At 37.7% G+C, this 21835-nt stretch carries 20 protein-coding genes and 1 pseudogene; 19 read left to right on the top strand and 2 right to left on the bottom strand.

Going from position 1 to position 21835, the window contains the following annotated elements; all coding sequences use genetic code 11:
• Positions 1-258 precede the first annotated feature (258 nt).
• Positions 259-1599: pseudogene (locus JOC48_RS03995) on the bottom strand (IS1182 family transposase).
• Between the two features lie 414 nt (positions 1600-2013).
• Here JOC48_RS03995 and JOC48_RS03990 point away from each other — a divergent pair.
• The 13 genes from JOC48_RS03990 (at position 2014) to JOC48_RS03935 (ending at position 14626) form a co-directional block, all read left to right on the top strand.
• The gene (locus tag JOC48_RS03990; protein WP_204497761.1) at positions 2014-3063 is read left to right on the top strand and encodes a Gfo/Idh/MocA family protein; all 1050 of its coding nucleotides are present in this window, start codon (positions 2014-2016) and stop codon (positions 3061-3063) included.
• A 74-nt stretch (positions 3064-3137) separates the two neighbouring features.
• On the top strand, positions 3138-4298 hold the full coding sequence (locus JOC48_RS03985; RefSeq protein ID WP_204497760.1) for a Gfo/Idh/MocA family protein: 1161 nt from the start codon (positions 3138-3140) through the stop codon (positions 4296-4298).
• Between the two features lie 26 nt (positions 4299-4324).
• Positions 4325-5398, top strand: a complete 1074-nt coding sequence (locus JOC48_RS03980) for a Gfo/Idh/MocA family protein (RefSeq protein WP_204497759.1) — start codon at positions 4325-4327, stop codon at positions 5396-5398.
• Between the two features lie 29 nt (positions 5399-5427).
• Positions 5428-6291 carry a sugar phosphate isomerase/epimerase family protein gene (locus JOC48_RS03975; RefSeq protein ID WP_204497758.1) on the top strand — a complete coding sequence of 288 codons (864 nt, stop codon included), beginning with the start codon at positions 5428-5430 and terminating at the stop codon, positions 6289-6291.
• A gap of 68 nt (positions 6292-6359) precedes the next feature.
• Positions 6360-6488 carry a hypothetical protein gene (locus tag JOC48_RS21470; RefSeq protein WP_275580699.1) on the top strand — a complete coding sequence of 43 codons (129 nt, stop codon included), beginning with the start codon at positions 6360-6362 and terminating at the stop codon, positions 6486-6488.
• Positions 6489-6661: 173 nt separating this feature from the next.
• Positions 6662-7546, top strand: a complete 885-nt coding sequence (locus JOC48_RS03970; RefSeq protein ID WP_239584178.1) for an AraC family transcriptional regulator — start codon at positions 6662-6664, stop codon at positions 7544-7546.
• A 318-nt stretch (positions 7547-7864) separates the two neighbouring features.
• On the top strand, positions 7865-8809 hold the full coding sequence (locus JOC48_RS03965; RefSeq protein WP_204497757.1) for a carbohydrate ABC transporter permease: 945 nt from the start codon (positions 7865-7867) through the stop codon (positions 8807-8809).
• 19 nt (positions 8810-8828) lie between these two features.
• On the top strand, positions 8829-9680 hold the full coding sequence (locus JOC48_RS03960; protein WP_338024229.1) for a carbohydrate ABC transporter permease: 852 nt from the start codon (positions 8829-8831) through the stop codon (positions 9678-9680).
• A 63-nt stretch (positions 9681-9743) separates the two neighbouring features.
• Positions 9744-11162, top strand: a complete 1419-nt coding sequence (locus JOC48_RS03955; RefSeq protein WP_239584177.1) for an extracellular solute-binding protein — start codon at positions 9744-9746, stop codon at positions 11160-11162.
• A 266-nt stretch (positions 11163-11428) separates the two neighbouring features.
• Positions 11429-11605: a hypothetical protein gene (locus JOC48_RS03950; protein ID WP_204497756.1), complete on the top strand. Its 177-nt coding sequence runs from the start codon at positions 11429-11431 to the stop codon at positions 11603-11605.
• 5 nt (positions 11606-11610) lie between these two features.
• A complete protein-coding gene (gene dgoD, locus JOC48_RS03945) occupies positions 11611-12759 on the top strand; it encodes a galactonate dehydratase (protein WP_204497755.1) in 1149 nt (382 codons plus the stop codon).
• Positions 12760-12801: 42 nt separating this feature from the next.
• A complete protein-coding gene (locus tag JOC48_RS03940) occupies positions 12802-13461 on the top strand; it encodes a YesL family protein (protein ID WP_204497754.1) in 660 nt (219 codons plus the stop codon).
• A gap of 13 nt (positions 13462-13474) precedes the next feature.
• On the top strand, positions 13475-14626 hold the full coding sequence (locus JOC48_RS03935; RefSeq protein ID WP_204497753.1) for a DUF2264 domain-containing protein: 1152 nt from the start codon (positions 13475-13477) through the stop codon (positions 14624-14626).
• Positions 14627-14780: 154 nt separating this feature from the next.
• Here JOC48_RS03935 and JOC48_RS03930 read toward each other — a convergent pair whose 3' ends face one another.
• Complete coding sequence (locus tag JOC48_RS03930; protein WP_204497752.1) at positions 14781-15254, bottom strand: nucleoside deaminase; 474 nt, start codon at positions 15252-15254, stop codon at positions 14781-14783.
• Positions 15255-15567: 313 nt separating this feature from the next.
• Between JOC48_RS03930 and JOC48_RS03925 the strand changes: the two genes are divergently transcribed.
• The 6 genes from JOC48_RS03925 (at position 15568) to JOC48_RS03900 (ending at position 21216) form a co-directional block, all read left to right on the top strand.
• Positions 15568-16338, top strand: a complete 771-nt coding sequence (locus tag JOC48_RS03925) for an IclR family transcriptional regulator (protein ID WP_204497751.1) — start codon at positions 15568-15570, stop codon at positions 16336-16338.
• Between the two features lie 67 nt (positions 16339-16405).
• Complete coding sequence (locus JOC48_RS03920) at positions 16406-17290, top strand: fumarylacetoacetate hydrolase family protein (RefSeq protein WP_204497750.1); 885 nt, start codon at positions 16406-16408, stop codon at positions 17288-17290.
• A 35-nt stretch (positions 17291-17325) separates the two neighbouring features.
• Positions 17326-18792 (top strand): alpha-ketoglutaric semialdehyde dehydrogenase GucD, encoded by a 1467-nt coding sequence (gene gucD, locus JOC48_RS03915; RefSeq protein WP_204497749.1) that lies wholly within the window; start codon positions 17326-17328, stop codon positions 18790-18792.
• A gap of 336 nt (positions 18793-19128) precedes the next feature.
• Positions 19129-19422: a UxaA family hydrolase gene (locus JOC48_RS03910; protein WP_204497748.1), complete on the top strand. Its 294-nt coding sequence runs from the start codon at positions 19129-19131 to the stop codon at positions 19420-19422.
• A gap of 177 nt (positions 19423-19599) precedes the next feature.
• The gene (locus JOC48_RS03905) at positions 19600-20529 is read left to right on the top strand and encodes an aldo/keto reductase (protein ID WP_204497747.1); all 930 of its coding nucleotides are present in this window, start codon (positions 19600-19602) and stop codon (positions 20527-20529) included.
• 45 nt (positions 20530-20574) lie between these two features.
• Complete coding sequence (locus tag JOC48_RS03900; RefSeq protein ID WP_204497746.1) at positions 20575-21216, top strand: polysaccharide deacetylase family protein; 642 nt, start codon at positions 20575-20577, stop codon at positions 21214-21216.
• Positions 21217-21835: the final 619 nt, after the last annotated feature.

Here is a 21835-nt window from a genome sequence, read left to right as displayed (position 1 = left end):
GAATGACGTGGTAGATACATGAAAAAAGACTAAAGTTGTTCTATCTTTAGTCAGCTTGTAGAGAAACCCCTTGTTTTTCTACAAGCTTTTTTTATATTAGCCCCGCGGGGGCGAAAACCACTCGCTTTCCGCGGACGAACGCCCAAGCCTCCTCGCGAAAACCCGCGCTGCGGGGTCTTGGCTCGCTCGTTTTTCCGCAGGAGTCTCGTGGTTTTCGCCCCCGCAGTTTGCACTTTAACGAAAAAGATTCTCCTCCACCTAACTTCCCCGAGATAGGTGGAGGGCAATCTTCTTCATGTTCTGACATGCTGCCGTCAGTAACGCTTGTTCACTAACGTTTTGTAATCCGCGCAAGCGACAGTAACGTAGTCCATGCAGTTCTTTTGAATCTGCAAAACTACGCTCAATTTTCTCTTTTCTCATTCGATAAATCCATTTTCCTTCATTGGATAATCGGTTCAATCGAACCTGCTCTTTAGCACCCTCCCATACATGTCTAGTTATTGCTTTACTTTTCGTACACTTAGCTAATAATGGACAGTTCATGCATTTTTCAGAATCTGATTTATAGTGGCGGTATCCTTGTCGATCTGTAGTTGCATAGTGAAGTGTTTGTCCTTCTGGACAAACATAGGAATCCTGTTCAGCATTATATATATATTTCCATTTTGGAAGAAATCCTTTTTCGATTGATAACGACGGTGAGCAATTACCCCAAAGATTTTCCGTTTTTCTAAACCATGGCAAATAGGAGTAGTTAAATAACCAGCATCTAAGCCCACAGCTTCCACTTCAAAATCGAATCGATTCATTTGACGATCAAGGCGATCTAAGTACGGTTTGGAATTCATGAACATTTCCTGGAGTGACATGGACATCCGTAATAATATTGTACTTAAGGTCCGTTGTCCGATGATCAAGGTAAAAGAAACCTTCTGGTTTGTTTTCTCGATATAAGTAACCACTTTCTGGATCAGTATCACTAACTTTGATTTCTTTTGATTCACCCACCACCTTCCTAGATTTTAGAGGCTTTTTTCCATGATTTACTCTGTCCTTTTCCACTGCTTCATTCAATTCTTCTATGTAGTCTGCTGTTTCCACATTTATCTCTTGTTTCGTTAGTTTTTTCTTATTTGCATTCGCTTTTAAATGGGTGGAGTCTGTATATAATACACGTCCACCCACCATGCGGTGGCTCATAGCTTGAAGTACAATTTCATCGAAAACTTCCTGAAATATATCAGTGTCCTTGAATCGAGTACGTCGATTCCAACTAATAGTTGAGTGATGTGGTACTGGATCTGTAAGCTTCAATCCAAGAAACCATCTATGGGCTACATTGGTTTGAATTTGTCGTTCGAGCTCTCTTTCTGAACGAATACCATAAATGTAACCAATAAACATCATTTTAAATAATACGAGGGGATTAAGTGATGGACGTCCGTTGTCTTCTGAATAGAATGAACGCACTTTATCTGGGATAAAGGAAAAATCAATATATTTGTCAATCTTACGCAGTAAGTGGTCTTCTGGCACAAGCTCATCAATCATTACCATTTCTATTTCGTTTTGCCTATCTTTTTGAGTTTGAAACATCAAATCACCGCCTAAATCAAATCTACCAATATTGTATCAAACCGCTGTCCCAGTTGAAATACACGAAGACTCCTGCGGGAAAAGCAAAAGGTTTTCGGTGGGACGAGTAATCGCAGTCCCAAGCCAGGTGAGACCCCGCAGAACGGAACGATAGTGGAGTTCGAGGAGGCTCGCGGATTGCCCGCGGAAAGCGAAGTGTATTTCAACTGGGACAACTTTAGGAACACATAGTTTTCCAATCGAAAAAAAGGCTGTCGAGATACTTTCTCGACAGCCTGACTAAAGTTGTTCTATCTTTAGTCTTTTTTGTTATATATTGCTTACTTTTATCCATATTGCAACATTCAACAAAATATATAGTATAATTTTAAGAAACGATAGCTATGTCAAAAGTTACTGGGGGAGGCCATTTAGATGGTTAGCTTTGGTATTGTTGGATGTGGAAGGGTGGCAGAAGTTCATGCCGCAGCCATTAGTGAAGAAAAAGATGCAAATTTACTTGCTTTGTGTGACATCAATGATAATAGATTGGAAAAAATGGCTAAGGATTATCATGTGTCTGACACATACACAAGTTATCAAGACATGTTGAATAATCCTCGAATTGAAGTAATTAACATTTGTACACCGAATGGACTTCATGCAGAAATGGCTATTCAAGCAATGGAAAAAGGAAAACATGTGATGATTGAAAAGCCATTAGCAACAACGATAGAAGATGCGAATCGTATCATTGAAACGGCTAAAAAGTTCAATGTCAAAGCTACTGTAGTACATCAAAATCGATTTAACGAAGCAGTTCAAACGACTAAAGCAGCATTGAATGATGGCAGATTTGGGAAGCTTTGTTATGGTACAGCAAGTGTTCGGTGGAATCGAGAGCAAGCATATTATGATCAGGACGCCTGGCGTGGTACAAAACAAATGGTAGATGGTGTCCTAATGAATCAAGCCATCCATACCATTGATCTTTTCTTATGGATGATGGGTCCCGTGAAAAGCGTTTATGGAAAAACAACTACACAACTAAGAGATATCGAGATGGAAGATGTAGGTACGGCAATTATAGAATTCGAAAGCGGTACCACAGGTGTACTTGATGGAACAGGCATCATTTATCCAGTAGATCTCGGTGCCGGTATCAATTTATTTGGTGAAAAGGGTACCGTAAGTATCGGAGGAAGTGCTGTTAACCAGATTAAACATTGGCGATTTTCAAGAACGTTTGAAAAAGAAGAACAGGAAATGCTCATGACGCAAAAAGAAAATCCTCCAAGTGTTTATGGAGATGGGCACAAGACAATTATTGCTGATTTTGTTCAGTCGATTCAACAGGATTTAGCTCCATACGTACCATTAGAAGCAGGGCTTGATGCTGTAAAGGTTATATTGGCTATCTATGAATCTTCAAAAACGGGTAAAACCATTTATTTTAATCATAATAAAGCCATATCTCTCCTTTGAGATTAGCTAATACCATACTTAAATAAGTTAATTTAAAAACTATTATACTTTTTATACAAAGAGGTGGAATGAAAATGGAAGAAGTTAGAATTGGAATTATTGGAGTCGGAAATATGGGAGGATCTCATGCGAATTACATTCAGGAAAAGGCAATTAATGGTGCGAGACTTACTGCTGTATTGGACAGCAGTAAAGAACGAGGGGTCCAACTTGAGAAAACGTTAAACAATGATGTGAAAGTTTTTACCGACGAAGATGCCTTTTTTGAATCAGGCTTAGTGGATGCAGTTCTTATTGCTACACCACACTATGATCATCCACAGCTTGCAATTAAAGCCTTTGAGCATGGACTTCATGTACTTTGTGAAAAGCCAGCTGGTGTTTATACGAAACAGGTACGAGAAATGAATGAAGCAGCTGAAGAAAGTGGAAAAGTATTCTCGATGATGTACAACCAAAGAACAAATCCCCTGTATCAAAAGCTACGCGATTTGATTCAATCGGGTGAACTTGGTGAAATTCGCCGAATTAATTGGCTTATTACAAATTGGTACCGTTCTCAAAGCTATTATGATTCAGGTGGCTGGCGTGCAACTTGGGCCGGAGAAGGTGGTGGAGTACTAATCAATCAATGTCCACACCAATTGGATTTATGGCAATGGATGACTGGTATGATGCCAACACGAATGAGGGCTTTTTGTAATTTCGGTAAGTACCGGGATATTGAAGTGGAAGATGATGTAACTGCTTATGCAGAATATGAAAATGGTGCTACTGCGGTTTTTATCACAACAACAGGTGAAGCGCCTGGAACCAATCGACTTGAAATTGCCGGTGATCGTGGAAAAGTAGTTGTGGAAAATGGAAAGATGGACTTTTGGAGACTTCGAGTACCAGAACCGGAATTTAATCGGGAATACAAAGGTGGATTTGGATCACCAGAGTGCTGGAAGGTTGAGGTTCCTATTCAAGGACAGGAAACAGCACACCAAGGAATTACACAAAACTTCGTTGATGCCATTTTAAAAGGAACATCCTTATTAGCTCCAGGAGCAGAAGGGATTAAAGGTCTGACCTTATCCAATGCGATGCAATTGTCTGCATGGCTAGATGATTGGGTGGCATTCCCAATTGACGAGGATCTTTATTATAAGCATTTACAAGAGAAAATTGCTTCATCTACTGTTAAAAAGGAAAGCAATAGCGTTACTTTGAACGTAGAAGGAACCTATTAGTCTAGTGAAAGAAAGGAAAGTTTAACATGGGAAACCAGGACGGTATGAACTATGCACCGAAAGGAAAAGTAAATAAAGTTGTCGCAGATGGGGAATTTCCTTTTGCGGCAATTGCACTCGACCATGGCCATATCTATGGGATGTGTAATGGTCTTTTAGAAGCAGGGGCTCAACTAAAGTGGGTCTATGATCCTGATCCCGAAAAAATAAAAGCTTTTAAGGAAAAATTTCCAGAAGTACAGGTTGCTACGTCTGAAGAAGAAATTTTAAATGATAAGGAAGTTCGGTTAGTAGCTGCTGCAGCAATACCCTCAAAGCGCTGCGATTTGGGACTGCGTGTAATGGATTATGGAAAAGATTATTTTACCGATAAAACACCATTTACATCACTAGAGCAATTAGAGAAAGCAAGGCAAAAAACAGCTGAAACCGATAAAAAGTATATGGTTTACTATAGTGAACGTCTCCATGTGGAAAGTGCTGTGTTTGCTGGTCAATTAATTGATGAAGGTGCCATCGGGAGAGTAATCCAAATTACCGGATTTGGCCCGCACCGTTTAAATGCACCTTCTAGACCGAATTGGTTTTTTGAGAAGGAATATTACGGTGGAATTTTATGTGACATTGGTAGCCACCAAATTGAGCAGTTCTTGTTTTATACAAAAAATAAGGACGCCAAAGTTGCATCAAGTAAAGTAGCAAACTATAACAATCCCGATCATCCGGAACTTGAAGATTATGGTGATGCAACTTTAGTTGGTGACAATGGAGCTACCCAATATTTCCGAGTTGATTGGTTCACTCCAGACGGGTTAGGAACTTGGGGAGATGGCAGAACCTTTATTCTTGGTACAGAAGGTTACATTGAAATCCGGAAGTATATTGACGTTGCAAGAGAGGACTCGAAAGACCATTTATACCTTGTTACGCAAGAGGGAGAAAAGCATTTTCACTTAACAGGAAAAGTAGGATTTCCGTTCTTTGGTGAACTGATTTTAGATTGTATCAATCGAACGGAACATGCAATGACACAGGAGCATGCATTTAAAGCAGCAGAGCTTTGTTTAATTGCTCAAAAAGAAGCAATGAAAGTAGAATAGAAGAATTATAGGAAAGGTGGAGACTAATAATGAAATTCTCAGTTTTTACTGTTATGGCACCAGATACAACACCGAAACAATTGGTTGATTATTTGAAAGATTGTGGATATGAAGGAGTAGAATGGCGCTTTAAAGAAATATCAGATGAATTGAAACAACAAGAACCTAGCTTTTGGGGTAATAATTTATGTACGATTTCTCCGGATAGCTCAGAACAAGATTTGGAAGCATTATCTTCTTATACAAAAGAAAAAGGCATTGAAGTTACTAGTGTTACCCCGTATTTGACTTCCGGTGACCTAGTTTCGACAGAACATGTATTACAGGTTGCACAAAAGTTAGGAGCATCAACGATACGGGTTGGTGTACCTAGGTATGACCGTTCTAAAAATTATAATGACCTATATAAAGGTGCAGTTAACTATTTAAAAGAAGTAGAACAAATGTGTAAGCAGTATAAAGTGAAGGGATTGGTAGAAACACACCATATGACGATTACACCTAGTGCTAGTCTTGCACACCGATTAGTTAGTCAGTTCGATCCGGAACATATCGGGGTTCTATATGACCCAGGTAATATGGTTCATGAAGGCTATGAAAATTATCGAATGGGATTGGAATTGCTCGGTCCATATTTGGCTCACGTCCATGTGAAAAACGCAGAATGGCAAGTGAAGAATCAACAGGATGATGGTACAATTAATTGGGAAGTTAAATGGGCTGCGATTGAGAAAGGTGTCGTTGACTGGCAACAAGTTTTTGAAGATTTAAAAGCTGTTGGCTATGACGGTTATATCGGAATGGAAGATTTTAGTAATGCGTACGGAACGAAAGATTCATTAAAGCACAACATTGAATGGGTAAAAAAACTATTAAATGAAGAGCTGGTGTAGTATCCAATATTGATAGGAGTGGTGTTCCCACTCCTATCAAATAGTTTCATAGAAAAGGAAGTGTAGCCATGAAATTTGGAATTTGTCCAGATATCGACAAGGCAGCAGTCGTTAAAGAAGCTGGATACGATTTTATCGAATGTAATGTCATTTCCTTGGTACCAGAGAAGTTTTTACAACGTCAATTTTCTAAATAAAAATGTGAGTTTGGTAAGAGAAAGAGAAAAATGCACGCGCGAAGATTCATACTATATTCCTGTTTTGTCAATTAGTTGAAGGAGAATACCATTAGATAGAGAATAAAAGTCTTAACCCATATTAATCTAGCCACTCAGATGAGTAGTCTAAGGGGAAGAGGAGGATAAATAGATTGTCTGAGAAAATCCAAACACACTATCGGATGACGGATAAGGTTCATTCACAAGGTGATTTTGAGTATCACTCGCATGACAGGTTTGAAATTTATTATTTTCATAGTGGAAGCTGTAGGTACTTAATTTCAGATAGTATTTATGATTTGCAACAAGACGACATTATTATTATGAATGGTTTAACACTGCATCGTGCAAATCCTGAACCGGGTACAACCTATGAGAGAAGTGTCATTGAATTTTCAGCTGAGTGGGTAAGTCCCATATTAAAAAGCTTAAATGTTCCAGAGCTATTGACTCCATTTACAAAACTAAGTAATACCCTTTTTCGAGGGGTAGACAATGATATGTTAAACGAAATAAAAGAATTAATCAGAAAAATATCTCTAGTAAATGATAAGCATATCAAAGATGAACAAAATGAAAAAAGATTAAAAGAAGGTGAAATTTCTTCCTTACTTATTCAACTGCTGTTTAAAATTTATGAACTTAGCAAAATAAGACTGGTAAGGCTGCCACCCAATAAATCGGAAAAAACAATTCATGTAAATCGTGTTGTCTCTTGGATCGATAAAAACTTTGATAAAGATATAACATTGGATAATATTGCGGATAATTTAAACATTAGCAAATACTATATGTCTAGGATATTTAAAGATATTACTGGCTATACAATTATGCAATACTTAATGAGTTGTCGAATCAATCGAGCAAAGTATTTACTTGAAATCTATCCCGAAAAAACTATTTTAGACGTTGCTTTAGAGTCAGGTTTCGAAAACTCTTCACATTTCAGTCGTTTTTTTCGTAAACAAATGAACATTACTCCATCTGAATATAGAAACAGAAGATCTGTGAAGTATAAGTCCGTATCAAAATACTAATGTAGGAAATTACCTCACAGAACTATTTGAAAAGAGCAATAAAAGACAAATAGTAAACAAAAGAACACAATCCTAATCATGAGTTACTAAATAAGTTCTTTTATAATAAAGTTAACACTTAATAAGGTAATAACCAAACCGATCACTGAGATCATTGGGAGTCCAAACACGAAATAAAACAAAAGCATCCTATGGGAGCTCCTTTATTTTTAACTTGTTGTGAAAGCGTTATCAAAGTTGTGTTTTTTCATAAAGAAGAGTGTCGATATTTTTTGGATTACTGACAAATTGGTTGTCTTTTAACGAAAGGAGAATATTATGGCGAAAAACAGTGTGGAAATCAATGCTAGTTCAAATCCTAGCACAGATACTAGTATAGGATTTGAAACAATGAGACAGAAAAAAAGAAAATCACAACTAACTTGGTATGTTTTTCTCCTTCCAAGTTTTCTAGGGATCTTACTTTTTATGGTCTACCCTATTGTTGAGTCATTTCGATTGAGCTTTTTCCAATCCAATGGAACGATCGAAAACTTTATCGGACTTGCAAACTTTAAACTTGTTTTAACGTCCGCAACATTTTGGAATTCGGTATGGAATACCTTCTTCATCGGGATATTCCAAATTCTCATTACAATTCCTTTAGGCTTCATTTTCGCTTCATTAATCAACTCTACACCTAGAGGTCAAAACTTTTTTAAAGTTGTTTATTTTTTACCAAACGTTACATCGATCGTAGCGGCAGCGATGATTTTCCAATTTGTTTTACACCCAGAGATGGGGATTGTAAACTTTGCGCTAGAAGCAGTAGGTTTACCATCACCTGGTTGGTTCTCAGATCCTTCTACTTCTAAATGGGGTGTTATCTTTCTAGCAGTTTGGCACTGGATAGGCTTTGTAATTATTATCTGTCTTGCAAACTTACAAGCTATATCTCCTGAAATGTATGAAGCGGCTAAAATTGATGGTGCTAGTGGCATTCAGCAATGGTTTTTTATTACTATTCCTAATATGGCTGGCACGTTCGCATTCCTACTTATTACAGGGTGGATTGGAGCGCTTCAACGTTTTAATGAAGTTTACGTATTGGGTGGACCAAATGGTAGTCCTGCTCGTTCAATCCAAACAATGGGTGCATTCATTTATGAACGAGGTTTTACAGGTTTTGAATTCGGTGTTGCATCAGCAGCAACATATATCATGTTTATCATTATATTAATATTTACATTTATCAACCTTAAAGTCTCAAAAATGAAGCTATAACAAGAGAGGAGGAGACTAGATGAGTGCAATGTCTAATAAACAAGCGGAACGTTTAACAACCTCATTCAAGTTTATTATTTTATTAATCTTTGGTGTACTGCTTATGTCTCCATTCATTTGGATGGTAAGTGTCGGGTTTGACAGAACAGCCAATATAACAATGCCATTTCCACCAAGATTGATACCGGAGGAAGTGTCAGGCTTTAACTATGGAATTGTATTTGAGAATGGAAGACTAATAGCTTCGTATATTAATTCAGCGATTGTTACGACAAGTTCAGTCTTTATCGGTGTATCGGCATCACTACTTGCTGGTTATGCTTTCTCAAAAGGAAGGTTTAAAGGAAAGAAACTACTGTTTATTGTTGTATTATGTACACTAATGATTCCGATGGAGCCGCGTCTAATCCCTTTATATACAATGTTTAACAGTGTAGGATTATTGAATACTTTTTGGCCATTAATACTTCCTCCTTTGATTAATGGGATGCTAATCTTTCTTTGTAAGCAGTTTTTTGACCAGCTACCAGATACATTAAGAGAGGCTGCACAAATTGATGGGGCTGGTGAGTTCAGGATTTTCTTCCGTGTTTATTTTCCGTTGTCTGGACCAATTGCAGCAACGATGGTCATTTTGGCATTTATCTGGAGTTGGAACGACTTTATGTGGCCATTAGTAGTACTAAACAATCAAGATCTTCATACCGTACCACTTTATTTAGCTAGTTTCTCACTAGAGAATGGTACAAGTTTAGGAGGACTAACCATGGCTCTAGCAACTGTAAGTGTCATCCCTATAGTAATACTGTATCTGTTTTTACAACGATACATTATTCAAAGTATTGCCCTAAGTGGAGTGAAGGGGGAATAACTTGTAGATTTAACAAGAAAGCGATTGCAGTATTAAGAATTATCAAAAAAATGGGGGTAAAAAATGATGTTAAAACGTTTTTTCTCAAAAGGTTCTCTCTTAGCACTAGCATTTATGTTCATTCTAGTTGCAGCGTTAGTCGGTTGTAGTTCAGATTCAGGTGGTTCTAGTTCAGATGGAGGTTCTTCAAATTCAGGTGGTTCATCATCTGAAGGAAGTTCTTCTGGTGGAGATGGTGAATGGGCTGGTCAAACTGTTAAAGTACAATTAATTGGTGACTTTAGTATGGAAGATTCAACAGATCCAATCACTGGAGTGAAGACACCTGGTTTACATGTTTTAAAAGAAGAATTTGAATCACAGCATCCTGGTGCAACAGTAGAGTTTATTATTATGCCATGGGAAGGTTATACAGAAAAAACACAAGCAATGTTAACTTCTAAAGAAGCGGATGTATACCAAATGCCAGGTATAGCAGACTTTGCTGCACAAGGATTATTAGAACCATTACAGCCATATATTGATGCTGATGATGAATTCAGTTTAGATATTTTTATTGATAATCAAGTGGATGGTTGGAAAGCATTACCACCTGAAAGCAGCGAATTGGATATTTTTGGATTACCATTTTTAGGCGATGCACGTTTCATCACATATGATAAGCAGTTATTTGATGAGTGGGGTGTAGAATATCTTTCTGAATACCCAACAATGGAAGAAATTACGGAAAAAGCGCAAAAAATGACTGGTACGAATCCAGTAACAGGTGAACAAAACTACGGTATTTGGTTCCGTGGAGACTGGTCTTCTGCCTTTACATTAATTAACGCTGCAGAAGGTTTAGGTGGAAAATGGGGAACTGGATTTGCTTGGGATGAAATTGAATTTCAATTTAACTCTCCTGAAATGTTACAAGGGTTAAACTGGTTACTAGATATGCAGGAATTAGCACCAGAAGGAATTGTTAGTAACCAAGGTAGTGAAAAATGGTTAACAAAAGATAACAATATTGCAATTATGCTTAACCAAGGTCCTGGGGATCTAGTTGAACAGACGTATGCTCAAGGTTTAGAAGACCGTATTGCAATTGCTCAAGAGTTTAAAGACGACAGCGGTAAGGGTGGATTGTTTGCAGGTAGCCCAATCACCATTGCAAAAGACAGTGAAAACAAAGATTTAGCTTGGGAATGGTTGAAATTTGCTACAAGTGACTTTGCCCAAAAATATGTTTATGAGACAGGCGCAATGCCAGCTGTAAAATCAGCTGCTGAATGGGATAATGTCAAAGAGGTTTCAGAGTTAATGAACCCAGTATTTGAAGCGATGAGTACTCCTTACACGCCTCGCTATCCTTGGGGTTCTGCTCAGCCGCGATTTATCTTAACTTCTGAAATAGAGGCTGCATTAACTGGAGAAAGATCAGCGGAAGAAGCACTTCAAAAAGCACAAAAAGAAAGTACGGAATGGTTAGAAAATAGATAATATAATGTTAATGATAGAGAAGGAGGAGGGTCCTCCTTCTCTATTGTTCTATGTTAATAAAATATAAAATTTTAGAAGAGAAGTAATTTGACGTAGTAAGAATTTTTAGGAATGAAGTCTAAAAATAGCGATTCTATTCATTCCAATATATTATATAGTTTTTCAAAAATCTTATATTTAAAGAAACTAACGCAAAGAATAAAATAAAAGAAACAACCTATTTGTAAGGAAAGGTTTTTAATTAGAAATGCAATCGAAGTTCTATCATGGCTGTCGGTGGCGTTTCATTAAATAATGCAGAAGAATATTTGCGTACAGGGTGGGATGCTTTAGGACTTGGTGGGTCGTTAATCAATCAACAACTCGTATCGGAACAAAAATTTGATGAAATGGAAGAAAAAGCCAAGCAATTTATTGAATTGAGAAATCAGTTGAAGGAGTAGATAACATGAAGATAACTAATTATGAATTATTTCTTGTCCCGCCAAGGTGGCTATTTTTAAAAATAGAAACAGATGAGGGTATAACTGGTTGGGGTGAACCAATCGTTGAAGGAAGAGCTGCCACAATAAAGGCTGCAGTCGATGAACTAATGGAGTATCTGGTTGACAAAAATCCACTCCGAATTGAAGACCACTGGAATAAATTATATCGATCTGGTTTTTACAGGGGCGGGCCGATATTGATGAGTGCGATTGCTGGAATAGACCAAGCACTTTGGGATATTAAAGGAAAGTATTATAATGCTCCAATCTATGAACTTATGGGTGGAGCATGTAGAGATTCGATTCGCGTATACTCATGGATTGCCGGGGATCGACCTTCTGATGTTGGACAGGAAGCGAAAAAAGTAGTGGAAGCAGGCTTTACGGCGGTTAAAATGAATGGAACAGAAGAACTGCAATATATAGACTCCTTTACCAAAGTGGAAGAAGCAGTTCATCGTTTAGCTGCAGTAAGAGAAGCTGTTGGAAATGATGTTGGAATTGGGATTGATTTCCATGGAAGAGTACATAAACCAATGGCGAAGGTATTAGCGAAAGAATTAGAGCCTTATCATCCGATGTTCATTGAAGAACCTGTTTTGCCGGAAAATAATGAAAGCTTAAAGGAGATTGCTAACCATACGAGTATTCCAATTGCAACAGGAGAAAGAATGTTCTCAAGATGGGATTTTAAAAAGATTTTGGCAGAAGGCTATGTAGACATTATACAACCTGATTTGTCTCATGCCGGCGGGATTACCGAAACGAAAAAAATTGCGTCGATGGCGGAAGCTTACGATGTAGCTTTAGCTCCCCATTGTCCACTTGGTCCAATCGCGTTAGCAGCATGTTTACAGGTAGATGCAACTTCACATAACGCTTTTATCCAAGAACAAAGCTTGGGAATCCATTATAACAAAAGTAATGATTTACTTGATTATATTAAAGAAAAAAGTGTGTTTGAATACAAAGATGGTTATGTGAAGATTCCACAAGGTCCAGGTTTAGGAATTGAGATAGATGAGACATACGTAAAAGAAAAAGCAGGGGAAGGACATAATTGGAAAAATCCAGTTTGGCGCCATCAAGATGGTAGTATCGCAGAATGGTAGAAAAGACTGTTCTATTGATAGAGTCTAAGAGGAGTTAATCATATGGATGGGAATTATACAGGTGGAATCTATAAAATTTGTATGTGGTTGATGCGGTTTGCTTATTTAAACTTACTGTGGTTGGTTTTCACCCTAATTGGTCTAGTATTTTTAGGGTTTTTTCCTGCAACTTCTGCTATGTTTTCAATCGAAAGAAAATGGATTCATGGGCAGGATGATACGCCAATTTTTGCTGCGTTTTGGAAAGAATATAAACATAGGTTTATTCAAGTAAATTGTATTGGTTTTTTACTAAGCTTCTTTGGATTGTTGATTTATATTAATTATCAAATGATTTCATCAGTCAAGCATTTATTGGCTGATGTTATTTCCTTATTATTGCTAGGTTTGGCTTTTCTTTATGTTATTGTTGTCATTTATATTTTTCCTGTTTATTCCCACTATAACGTGAAGTTTTTTGATTATTTTAAGCATGCTTTTTTTGTCGGAATTTCTTCTCCATTGATGACTTTGTTAATAGGCGTAAGTGTTATGTTTTTTCTCTATTTTTCTAACATTTTCCCGGGCATAATTCCGGTATTTACAGGAAGCTGTTTAAGCTTTATTACGATGTGGTTTGCACATTGTGCGTTTATGAGAATTGAGCAAAAGCATTTAAATCAATCGAACAAAACAGAAAAGGGAACAAATAGTACCTTATAAGAGGTGTAATGAAATGGATGTAAAAATACAAAATGACCGGCAGTATTGGATCGATACGATGATTAAAATAGCTAGTCCAGTTTTGAACGCTTTGGAGCAGAAGCAATTAAAAGAAGTGATGCCGGTAGAAGAGAAGGAAGGAGCCAGTCGAGAAAAATTTTCTCACTTAGAAGCTATGTCCCGCTTATTAGTAGGGATTGCACCATGGTTAGAAAAGAAATCAGTAAATGAGAAGGAAGAAAAGTTGCGTCTGCATTTTTGCAACTTGGCTAGAGCAGCAATGGATGCTGGAACAGATCCAGCTTCACCAGATTATATGAATTTTAAAGATGATTTTCAGCCAATTGTGGATACAGCCTTCCTGGCCCAAGCTATTCTACGAGCACCCAATGAACTATGGGAGAAGCTTGGTGCCAAAGTACAACAGAACGTGATTGAAGCGCTTAAGGGAACTAGGTCGAGAAAACCTGTTTTTTCAAATTGGTTATTATTTTCCGCAATCATAGAAGCTACTTTGTATAAAATTGGTGAAGACGACTGGGATCCGATGAGAATAGACTATGCCTTGAAGCAATTTAGTCAGTGGTATGTTGGGGATGGTGTATATAGTGATGGTCCAGAGTTTCATTATGATTACTACAATGCCTTTGTTATACATCCAATGCTAGTCGATTTAATTGAAACGGTTGAAAACGAGTATAGGGATTGGGGAGCAATCAAGAGTGATATCGTAAAGAGATCACAGCGTTACGCTGTTATTCAGGAAAGGTTAATTTCACCTGAAGGAACGTTTCCTCCAGTTGGTCGTTCACTAGCCTACCGCTGTGGTGCACTACAAAGCCTGTCTTTACATGCTTTACGAAGTGATTTGCCGGAAAATGTCCGCCCAGCACAGATACGGTCTGCATTAACCGCTGTTATTAGAAAATCACTGGAAGCTATTGGAACCTTCACTCCAGAAGGATGGTTAACAATAGGGGTTTGTGGTCATCAGCCGGGTATTGGGGAGGGGTATATTTCAACTGGTAGCACTTATCTGTGTTCAACAATATTCCTACCACTTGGTTTGTCAGAACTGGATCCTTTTTGGAGCGATCCACCAATGGATTGGACAGCAAAAAGCGTTTGGTCTGGGCAAGATGTTCCCATAGATCATGCCTTATAGTGCGTGTCAGGTTGGGTGGCAAAGCTTCCGAGGGACGGGAGAACGAGCCAACGAAGAGATGCGCCGTTTATCATTTGGTGAAATTTTTACAACCTCTTTAAAATAATGGCGCCTGCTAAATAGTAGGCGCGTAAAGTAGGACGTTTGTTACATTTTAGTATTCAATTTTTGATTCTAGTTCTGCCCATTTTTCAAATGGAAGGTTTTTATCCTTCAGTGAAATGGAATAAAAAGGGATTGATCTTTCATTATGTTTCTTATTAATTTCTTCATAAATGAAAGCATCATCAAATCCACCTGCTGCTGCTAGCTTTTGATCAGCTGCGAAGTATATTTTTTCCAATCTAGCCCAATAAATTGCGCCTAAGCACATGGGACATGGTTCACAGCTTGTATAAAGTACACAATCAGTTAATTGAAAAGAATGTAGATTTTGACAGGCATCTCGAATAGCCTGTACCTCTGCATGAGCCGTTGGGTCATTGGTATCTGTTACTCTATTCTGTCCTTTTCCAACAATCTCTCCTTTTTTATCAACGATGATGGCTGCAAAGGGTCCTCCGTTATTCTCGACATTTTTTACTGCAAGCTGTACGGCTTTATTTAGAAAGTGTTCGTGATTTAGCATATACAGAGCTCCTCCTATAGTAATGGTTTCAACCAGTGAAAATAGTATGTATATGTTTACCATATCATATTAGTGAATTTTCTACTATATGTGCGTGTTTAAGAAGCCGGAGAATCAGAAACAAGAAGGTGCGGCGTAGTTTAGAGGATCGGAAAAACAAGCAAAAAGTGACATTTACCGTTGATCATTTGGTCACTTTTTTTAACAATCTCTATATAAAAGTGTTTGAATATTTGAAACTCTGTTTTATATAGTGTAATATAATGTTATGTATAGGCTTACATTTTTGGGTGAATTAAAGGGGTAAAGTTGCATGCCAATTATACAATCATTAGACAGAGCGTTAAAAATATTGGAATTATTCGATGAACAAAACAAAGAATTAAAAATTTCAGAAATAAGCAGTAAGTTGAACTTGAATAAGAGTACCGCACACTCGTTATTAAAAACTTTAAAACAACACGATTACATTAAACAAAATTCGGATAGTGGAAAATACAGCCTAGGATTAAAGCTTCTCGAACGTGGTCAATTTGTTCTAAATAGTATGGATATTCGAACACTGTCTAGGGAGTATTTGGTGAACTTGTCAGCCACAACTGCTCAAACTGCGCACTTAGTTGTTCTAGAAGGTAAATCTGGCGTGTACATTGATAAAGTTGAAGGATCTTCAACCATTGTATTTTCTAGGGTTGGAAGAAGAGTACCTATTCACTCAAGTGCAGTTGGTAAAGTTTTAGTAGCTTTTAAATCAGACAAAGAAATTGAACATTTGCTAGAAAACTATGATTTTTATAAACAAACAAATAATACGATTACTTCCAAACAAGCATATCTAGAGGAATTAAGAATAGTTGTCAATTCCGGGCTGGCTGTTGATAACGAAGAAAATGAACCCGGTGTATGTTGTTTTGCAGTGCCACTTTTTAATCACACAGGAACTGTTATCGCAGCGATTAGTGTTTCGACTACTGTCTTTAAACTTACCCCAGAAATGAGAGAGTTAATTATGAAAAAACTAAAAGAAACGGCACTTGAAATTTCCCATCAACTAGGTTATCAAAAGTCATCTTTATCAGGTTAAGCTGATATACTTTTGTTAATATACCAAAACTTAATTTTATAATATAAAACGAAAGAGGGATGGTTACATGAAAATTATTTGTTATCAAACGGGAGCTAATCAGAAGCAGTTAGCAGCACTTACAGAAGGTGAGAGGGTTTATAATCTGCCGTACACTGATTTTTTGGACTTGTTAGAAAAGGCTGAAGAAACGAATCAAACCTGTTTAAAATTGGTAGAACAAGCAATAGAAGATAGTTTGCCGATACAGGAAAAAGTCCAGGATTTATCTTTATTAGTTCCTGTTAGTTCTTATGAAGTATGGGCCTCCGGTGTTACGTATTCGAAAAGCAGGGATGCTCGTAATGTAGAAGCTAAAGTAACCACTGGATCTTATTACGACAAAGTTTACGATGCTAAAAGACCTGAGATATTCTTGAAGTCTACTGAAAGAAGAACAATTGGACCAAATACCTCTCTTTATATTAGAAGTGACTCTGATTGGCAAATTCCAGAGCCTGAATTGGGGTTAGTACTTAGTAAAACTGGAAAAATTGTTGGTTATACAATAGGGAATGATTTAAGTAGCCGTGACATTGAAGGAGAAAACCCACTTTATTTGCCTCAGGCTAAAATATGGAAGCATTCTTGTTCGATAGGTCCAGCGATTCGCTTGGCGGAAACAGTACAGGATCCTTACGATTTTACAATCACTTGTCGTATTTTTAGGGATGGGAAAAAGGTTTTTGATGATCATGCAAGTACGTCATTATTAAAAAGATCTTATGACGAATTAGTTTCTTATTTAATGCAGGATAATGAAGTTTTTGATGGAACTGTATTATTAACAGGAACTTGTGTTATTCCGGATGACGATTTTACGCTACAGGATGGAGATAAAGTGGAAATTGAAATACCAGGAATAGGTGTACTTTCTAATCCGGTTAAGCAACTAAGTGCTATTCATCAATGAAACTATGAAATAAATTAATTTTAAGGAGGATAATTATGTCTACAAATGTAGCAGCAAAGACGTATATGAACTATGTAAATGGAGTGTGGAAAGAATCTACATCAAATGAAACAATTGCTAGCTATAATCCAGCTAATAAGCATGAAGTTGTCGGAAATGTTCAAAATTCTACTCGAGAGGATTTGGAGGAAGCAATCCAGGCTGCAAAGCAAGCGGAAAAGTCATGGAAAAAGCTTTCTGGTGCTGAAAGAGGAAACATTTTGTTTAGTGTTGCAAACATTTTAGAAAATAACTTAGATGAGATTGCAGAAACGATGACCAATGAAATGGGAAAAACACTTCCTGAAGCAAAAGGAGAGACAGCTAGAGGAGTTGCCATTTTACGTTATTATGCTGGAGAGGGAATGCGTAAGGTTGGCGATGTCATTCCATCGACTGATAGCTCAGCTCTTATGTTTAGTAAGCGGGTACCATTAGGTGTCGTTGGCGTCATTACTCCTTGGAATTTTCCAGTAGCAATTCCGATTTGGAAAATGGCTCCTGCATTAATTTATGGTAATACCGTTGTATTTAAGCCTGCTACAGAAGCAGCAGTGACAGCAGCTAAGGTTGTAGAATGCTTTGAAAAGGCAGGAGTTCCTGAGGGTGTCATCAATCTAGTAACTGGTAAAGGTTCCGTTATAGGTCAAGGTCTTGCTGATCACTCTGACGTAAATGCGGTTACTTTTACTGGTTCTAACCAAGTTGGTAAAAACATCGGAAGCTCTGTAGCTGCACGAGGTGGCAAGTACCAACTAGAAATGGGCGGAAAAAATCCAATCATCGTTGCGGAAGATTGTGATATTGACCTGGCGGTAGATGCTGCCATTAGCGGAGGTTTAAAATCAACTGGACAAAAGTGTACGTGCAGTAGTCGTGTCATTGTACAAAGCAGTATCTATGACACGTTTAAAGAAAGACTGTTACAGAAAGTAGCAGAAATAAAAGTTGGAAATGGACTTGACTCTGATACATGGATGGGACCTTGTGCTAGCGAAGGACAGTATAATACAGTACGTAAATACGTCCAAATAGGTATTGAAGAAGGTGCACAACTTATCTATGGTGGAGATGAACCACAATCAGATGGGTTAAGAAATGGATATTTCGTAAATCCTACTATTTTTGAAGGTGTAACATCATCGATGACGATTGCACAAGAAGAAATTTTTGGTCCAGTTTTAGCTTTAATGAAGGTTGACACGGTTGAAGAAGCAATTGACCTTGCGAACGATGTAGAGTATGGTTTAAGTGCGTCCATTTTCTCTAAAAATATTGATAGTATCTTATCATTTATCGATGATATTGAGGCTGGACTTGTTCGAATTAACTCAGAGACAGCTGGAGTAGAACTTCAAGCACCATTTGGAGGGATGAAAGCATCAAGCTCTCATTCACGTGAACAGGGTGAGGCCGCAAAAGAGTTCTTTACTACAGTAAAAACAGTATTTGTGAAGGGTTAAGAAACTAGTATTGAGGCTGTCCCAAAGCAAAGGGTCAGACCCCTTAACTACACACTTTGAAAAATTAATCTTAGTATCTATGATCAGCATGATTAATTGCTACTATATATTAATCATGCTGATTTTTCTAATGGTTCCCACAAATGTTGAATGAAAATTACAGAATGTGAATAAATTTATTTTAGAGGTTGTTCAAAAAGTGGTCAAATTTATAAACGGTGAATCTCACCGTTTTTTGAACACGCACTTTAAGCAATAAATGGTAGTTCCGATAAAAGTGAAGTATTTAAAACAAGTGTATGTAAGCGAATACAATGTGGTGGGGGATGTTGGAATATGCAGGAAAAGGAATATAAATATGTATTGTTAGGTGAGTTGGATAGTGTAGCTGTTGCCTTAGATAACATTCCAAGTGGTGCTGATGTTAACATAGCCTATAAATCTATCAAAAAAACAATTAAAATGATAGATTCAATTGAATTTGGTGATAAATTTGCAGTAAGGTACATGAATCAAGGAGATCCAATTATAAAATATGGTGAAATTATTGGAACCGCTACTCGTCCTATTAAACAAGGAGAGCATGTTCATGGTCAAAATTTTGAGGGCACTCGTGGAAGGGTAAGCTAATCCCGATGTTTACGGTGAGGTTTTGGTTGGATCAGGATGTGAAACTCATCCATTGAAATTGTCTCAGGAAGTGAATCAAAGTGTTCCAATAGCCAATATAAAGGACCCGGGTGGGGTTTTAAAAACGGTGTTGGCGGACATCTGGATTGTTATTTATATAAAATGGAGGTTTGGTAGATGAAATATATTCCGATTCATGGTCTAGAAAAATCAATTTCACAGGTGATTTTAGGAACGATGTCATTTTCACCATCAAGGATGGACTATGTTACTGAAATGTTAGGTGTTTTTTTTGAATGTGGTGGAAATACAGTCGATACAGCACACGTTTATAACAGAGGTGAAAGCGAAAAAGCAATTGGTCTATGGTTACAAGAGACTGGGAAAAGGGAAGATATGATTATTATTGATAAGGGAGCACATCCCGATGAGAACGGTCCTCGTGTGACTCCAGAAGCTATTTCTGAAGATTTAGAAGAAAGTTTATCGCGGTTACAAACAGATTACATTGATATTTATATGCTCCATCGTGATAACCCAGATGTTCCAGTTGGAGTTATTATAGAATCACTAAATGAACATTATAAAGCAGGACGTATTTGCGCTTTAGGTGTATCTAATTGGACGAATGAACGAATTGATGAAGCTAACAAATACGCCCAGGATAATGGTTTGGTTGGCTTTACCGTGAATAGTCCCAATTTAAGTCTTGCAAAACCAAATGAACCAATGTGGCCAGGATGCATCTCGGTTGATGAGCAGAGCCTTAACTGGCATATAAGCAATCAGATGCCTTTATTATCCTGGTCTTCACAAGCAGGTGGATTTTTTACAGGAAGGTTCTCGCAGGACAAACCTGTAAATAAGGATATGGTTCGAGTTTACTACAGTGATGAAAACTGGGAGAGATACCATCGGGCGGAAATGCTTGCACAAGAAAAAGGTGTGGATACTAACCAAATCGCATTAGCGTATGTATTAAATCAGCCATTTCCTACATGTGCATTGATTGGGCCGCAACGCATAAGTGAGTTACACTCGAGCTTAAAGGCTTTAGATATTGAACTAAGTGATGAACAGATTCGATGGCTGGATCTTCGTAAATAACAGGAGAAGCGTATGACATTACATTAACGAAAGGGGTTTAGCTTAATGAATAGAAGAGGTATTATTAATAATATTGAAACAGATTGTAAAACTGTGGCTATTACATTTGATGACGGACCTAATCCAGTTTACACACCACAAGTGTTAGAAATATTCCAGGAGGTTTCAGGAAATGTAACCTTCTACATGATTGGAGAACAAATGGAAAAACATCCAGAAATATTTGAAGCAGTTGTTGAGCATGGGCATGAAGTTGGAAACCATACATATACACATCCAAAATTAACCGAATTAAGTGATAACGACTGCTATAGTGAAATTGACCGTACCGATCGATTAATTCGGGAAATGACCGGTAACAAACCGTTAACGTTTCGTCCACCGTATCTTGATTATAATGAACAGGTCCAATCCATTGTCGAGCGTTTTGGGTATAGTGTAGCTGGTGCGGTCAATATGGATGCACAGGATTGGGAGCAGCCTGGAGTCGAGCATATTTATTCGAAGTCTCTTGAAAATGTAAGCAATGGAAGTATCCTTTTGTTTCATGATGGATTTGGTGATCGGTCACAAACGATTGAAGCACTAAGAAAGTTAGTTGCTGAGCTCGATGATCAAGGGTATCAGTTCGTTACACTAACTGAATTATTGAATCTACCAACTAATCTATCAGTGAAAGAAAAATAGGTTTGCAGGTGCTGCAAACCTATTTTTTCTTTATGTTCTTTGGCTCTTTTCTTATTCATTGTTGTTTTTTTAATACACAGTTGACACATAATGCGCAACAAAAGGTGATTTATCATAAATCTAACGAAAAAAAGAGTGCATAACCGCCGCTGTGGAAAAACACTCGCTTTCCGTGGGCAACGCCTCAGCCTCCCCGGAAGAAAACCGCTTCCTGCGGGGTCTTCACCTGTTGCTTTTCCCACAGGAGTCTCGCATTTTTCCACAGCTTGGATTTGTTTTTTAATAAGTGAGACCTATCCAATTGCTGTAACGAAGCTTTGATACCATTTCTTTAATTAAAATTAGTTATTTAATGAAACTTCCACGATCAAGCGGTGGAAGCACATGTAGAGTAATCGAAAAGATAAACCAATTTCCTATGTGAGATGTAATGGAGTCGGTGCTTGCCTGAGGAGAAGACATCCACGTAATGTGAATTCCAGTACTTACACATATGATTAATCGAAGAATCGCTTTTAGCGTAGGCAGAATACGCAGACTCCTGCGGGAACAGCACGTGTCCGAAGACCCCGCAAGAAGCGTTCTTTGCTTCTGAGGAGGCTGAGGCCGTGCCCGTGGA

Source organism: Aquibacillus albus, from assembly GCF_016908325.1.
Lineage (GTDB): Bacteria > Bacillota > Bacilli > Bacillales > Amphibacillaceae > Aquibacillus_A > Aquibacillus_A albus.
This window is presented reverse-complemented; position numbering and strand designations above follow the sequence as displayed.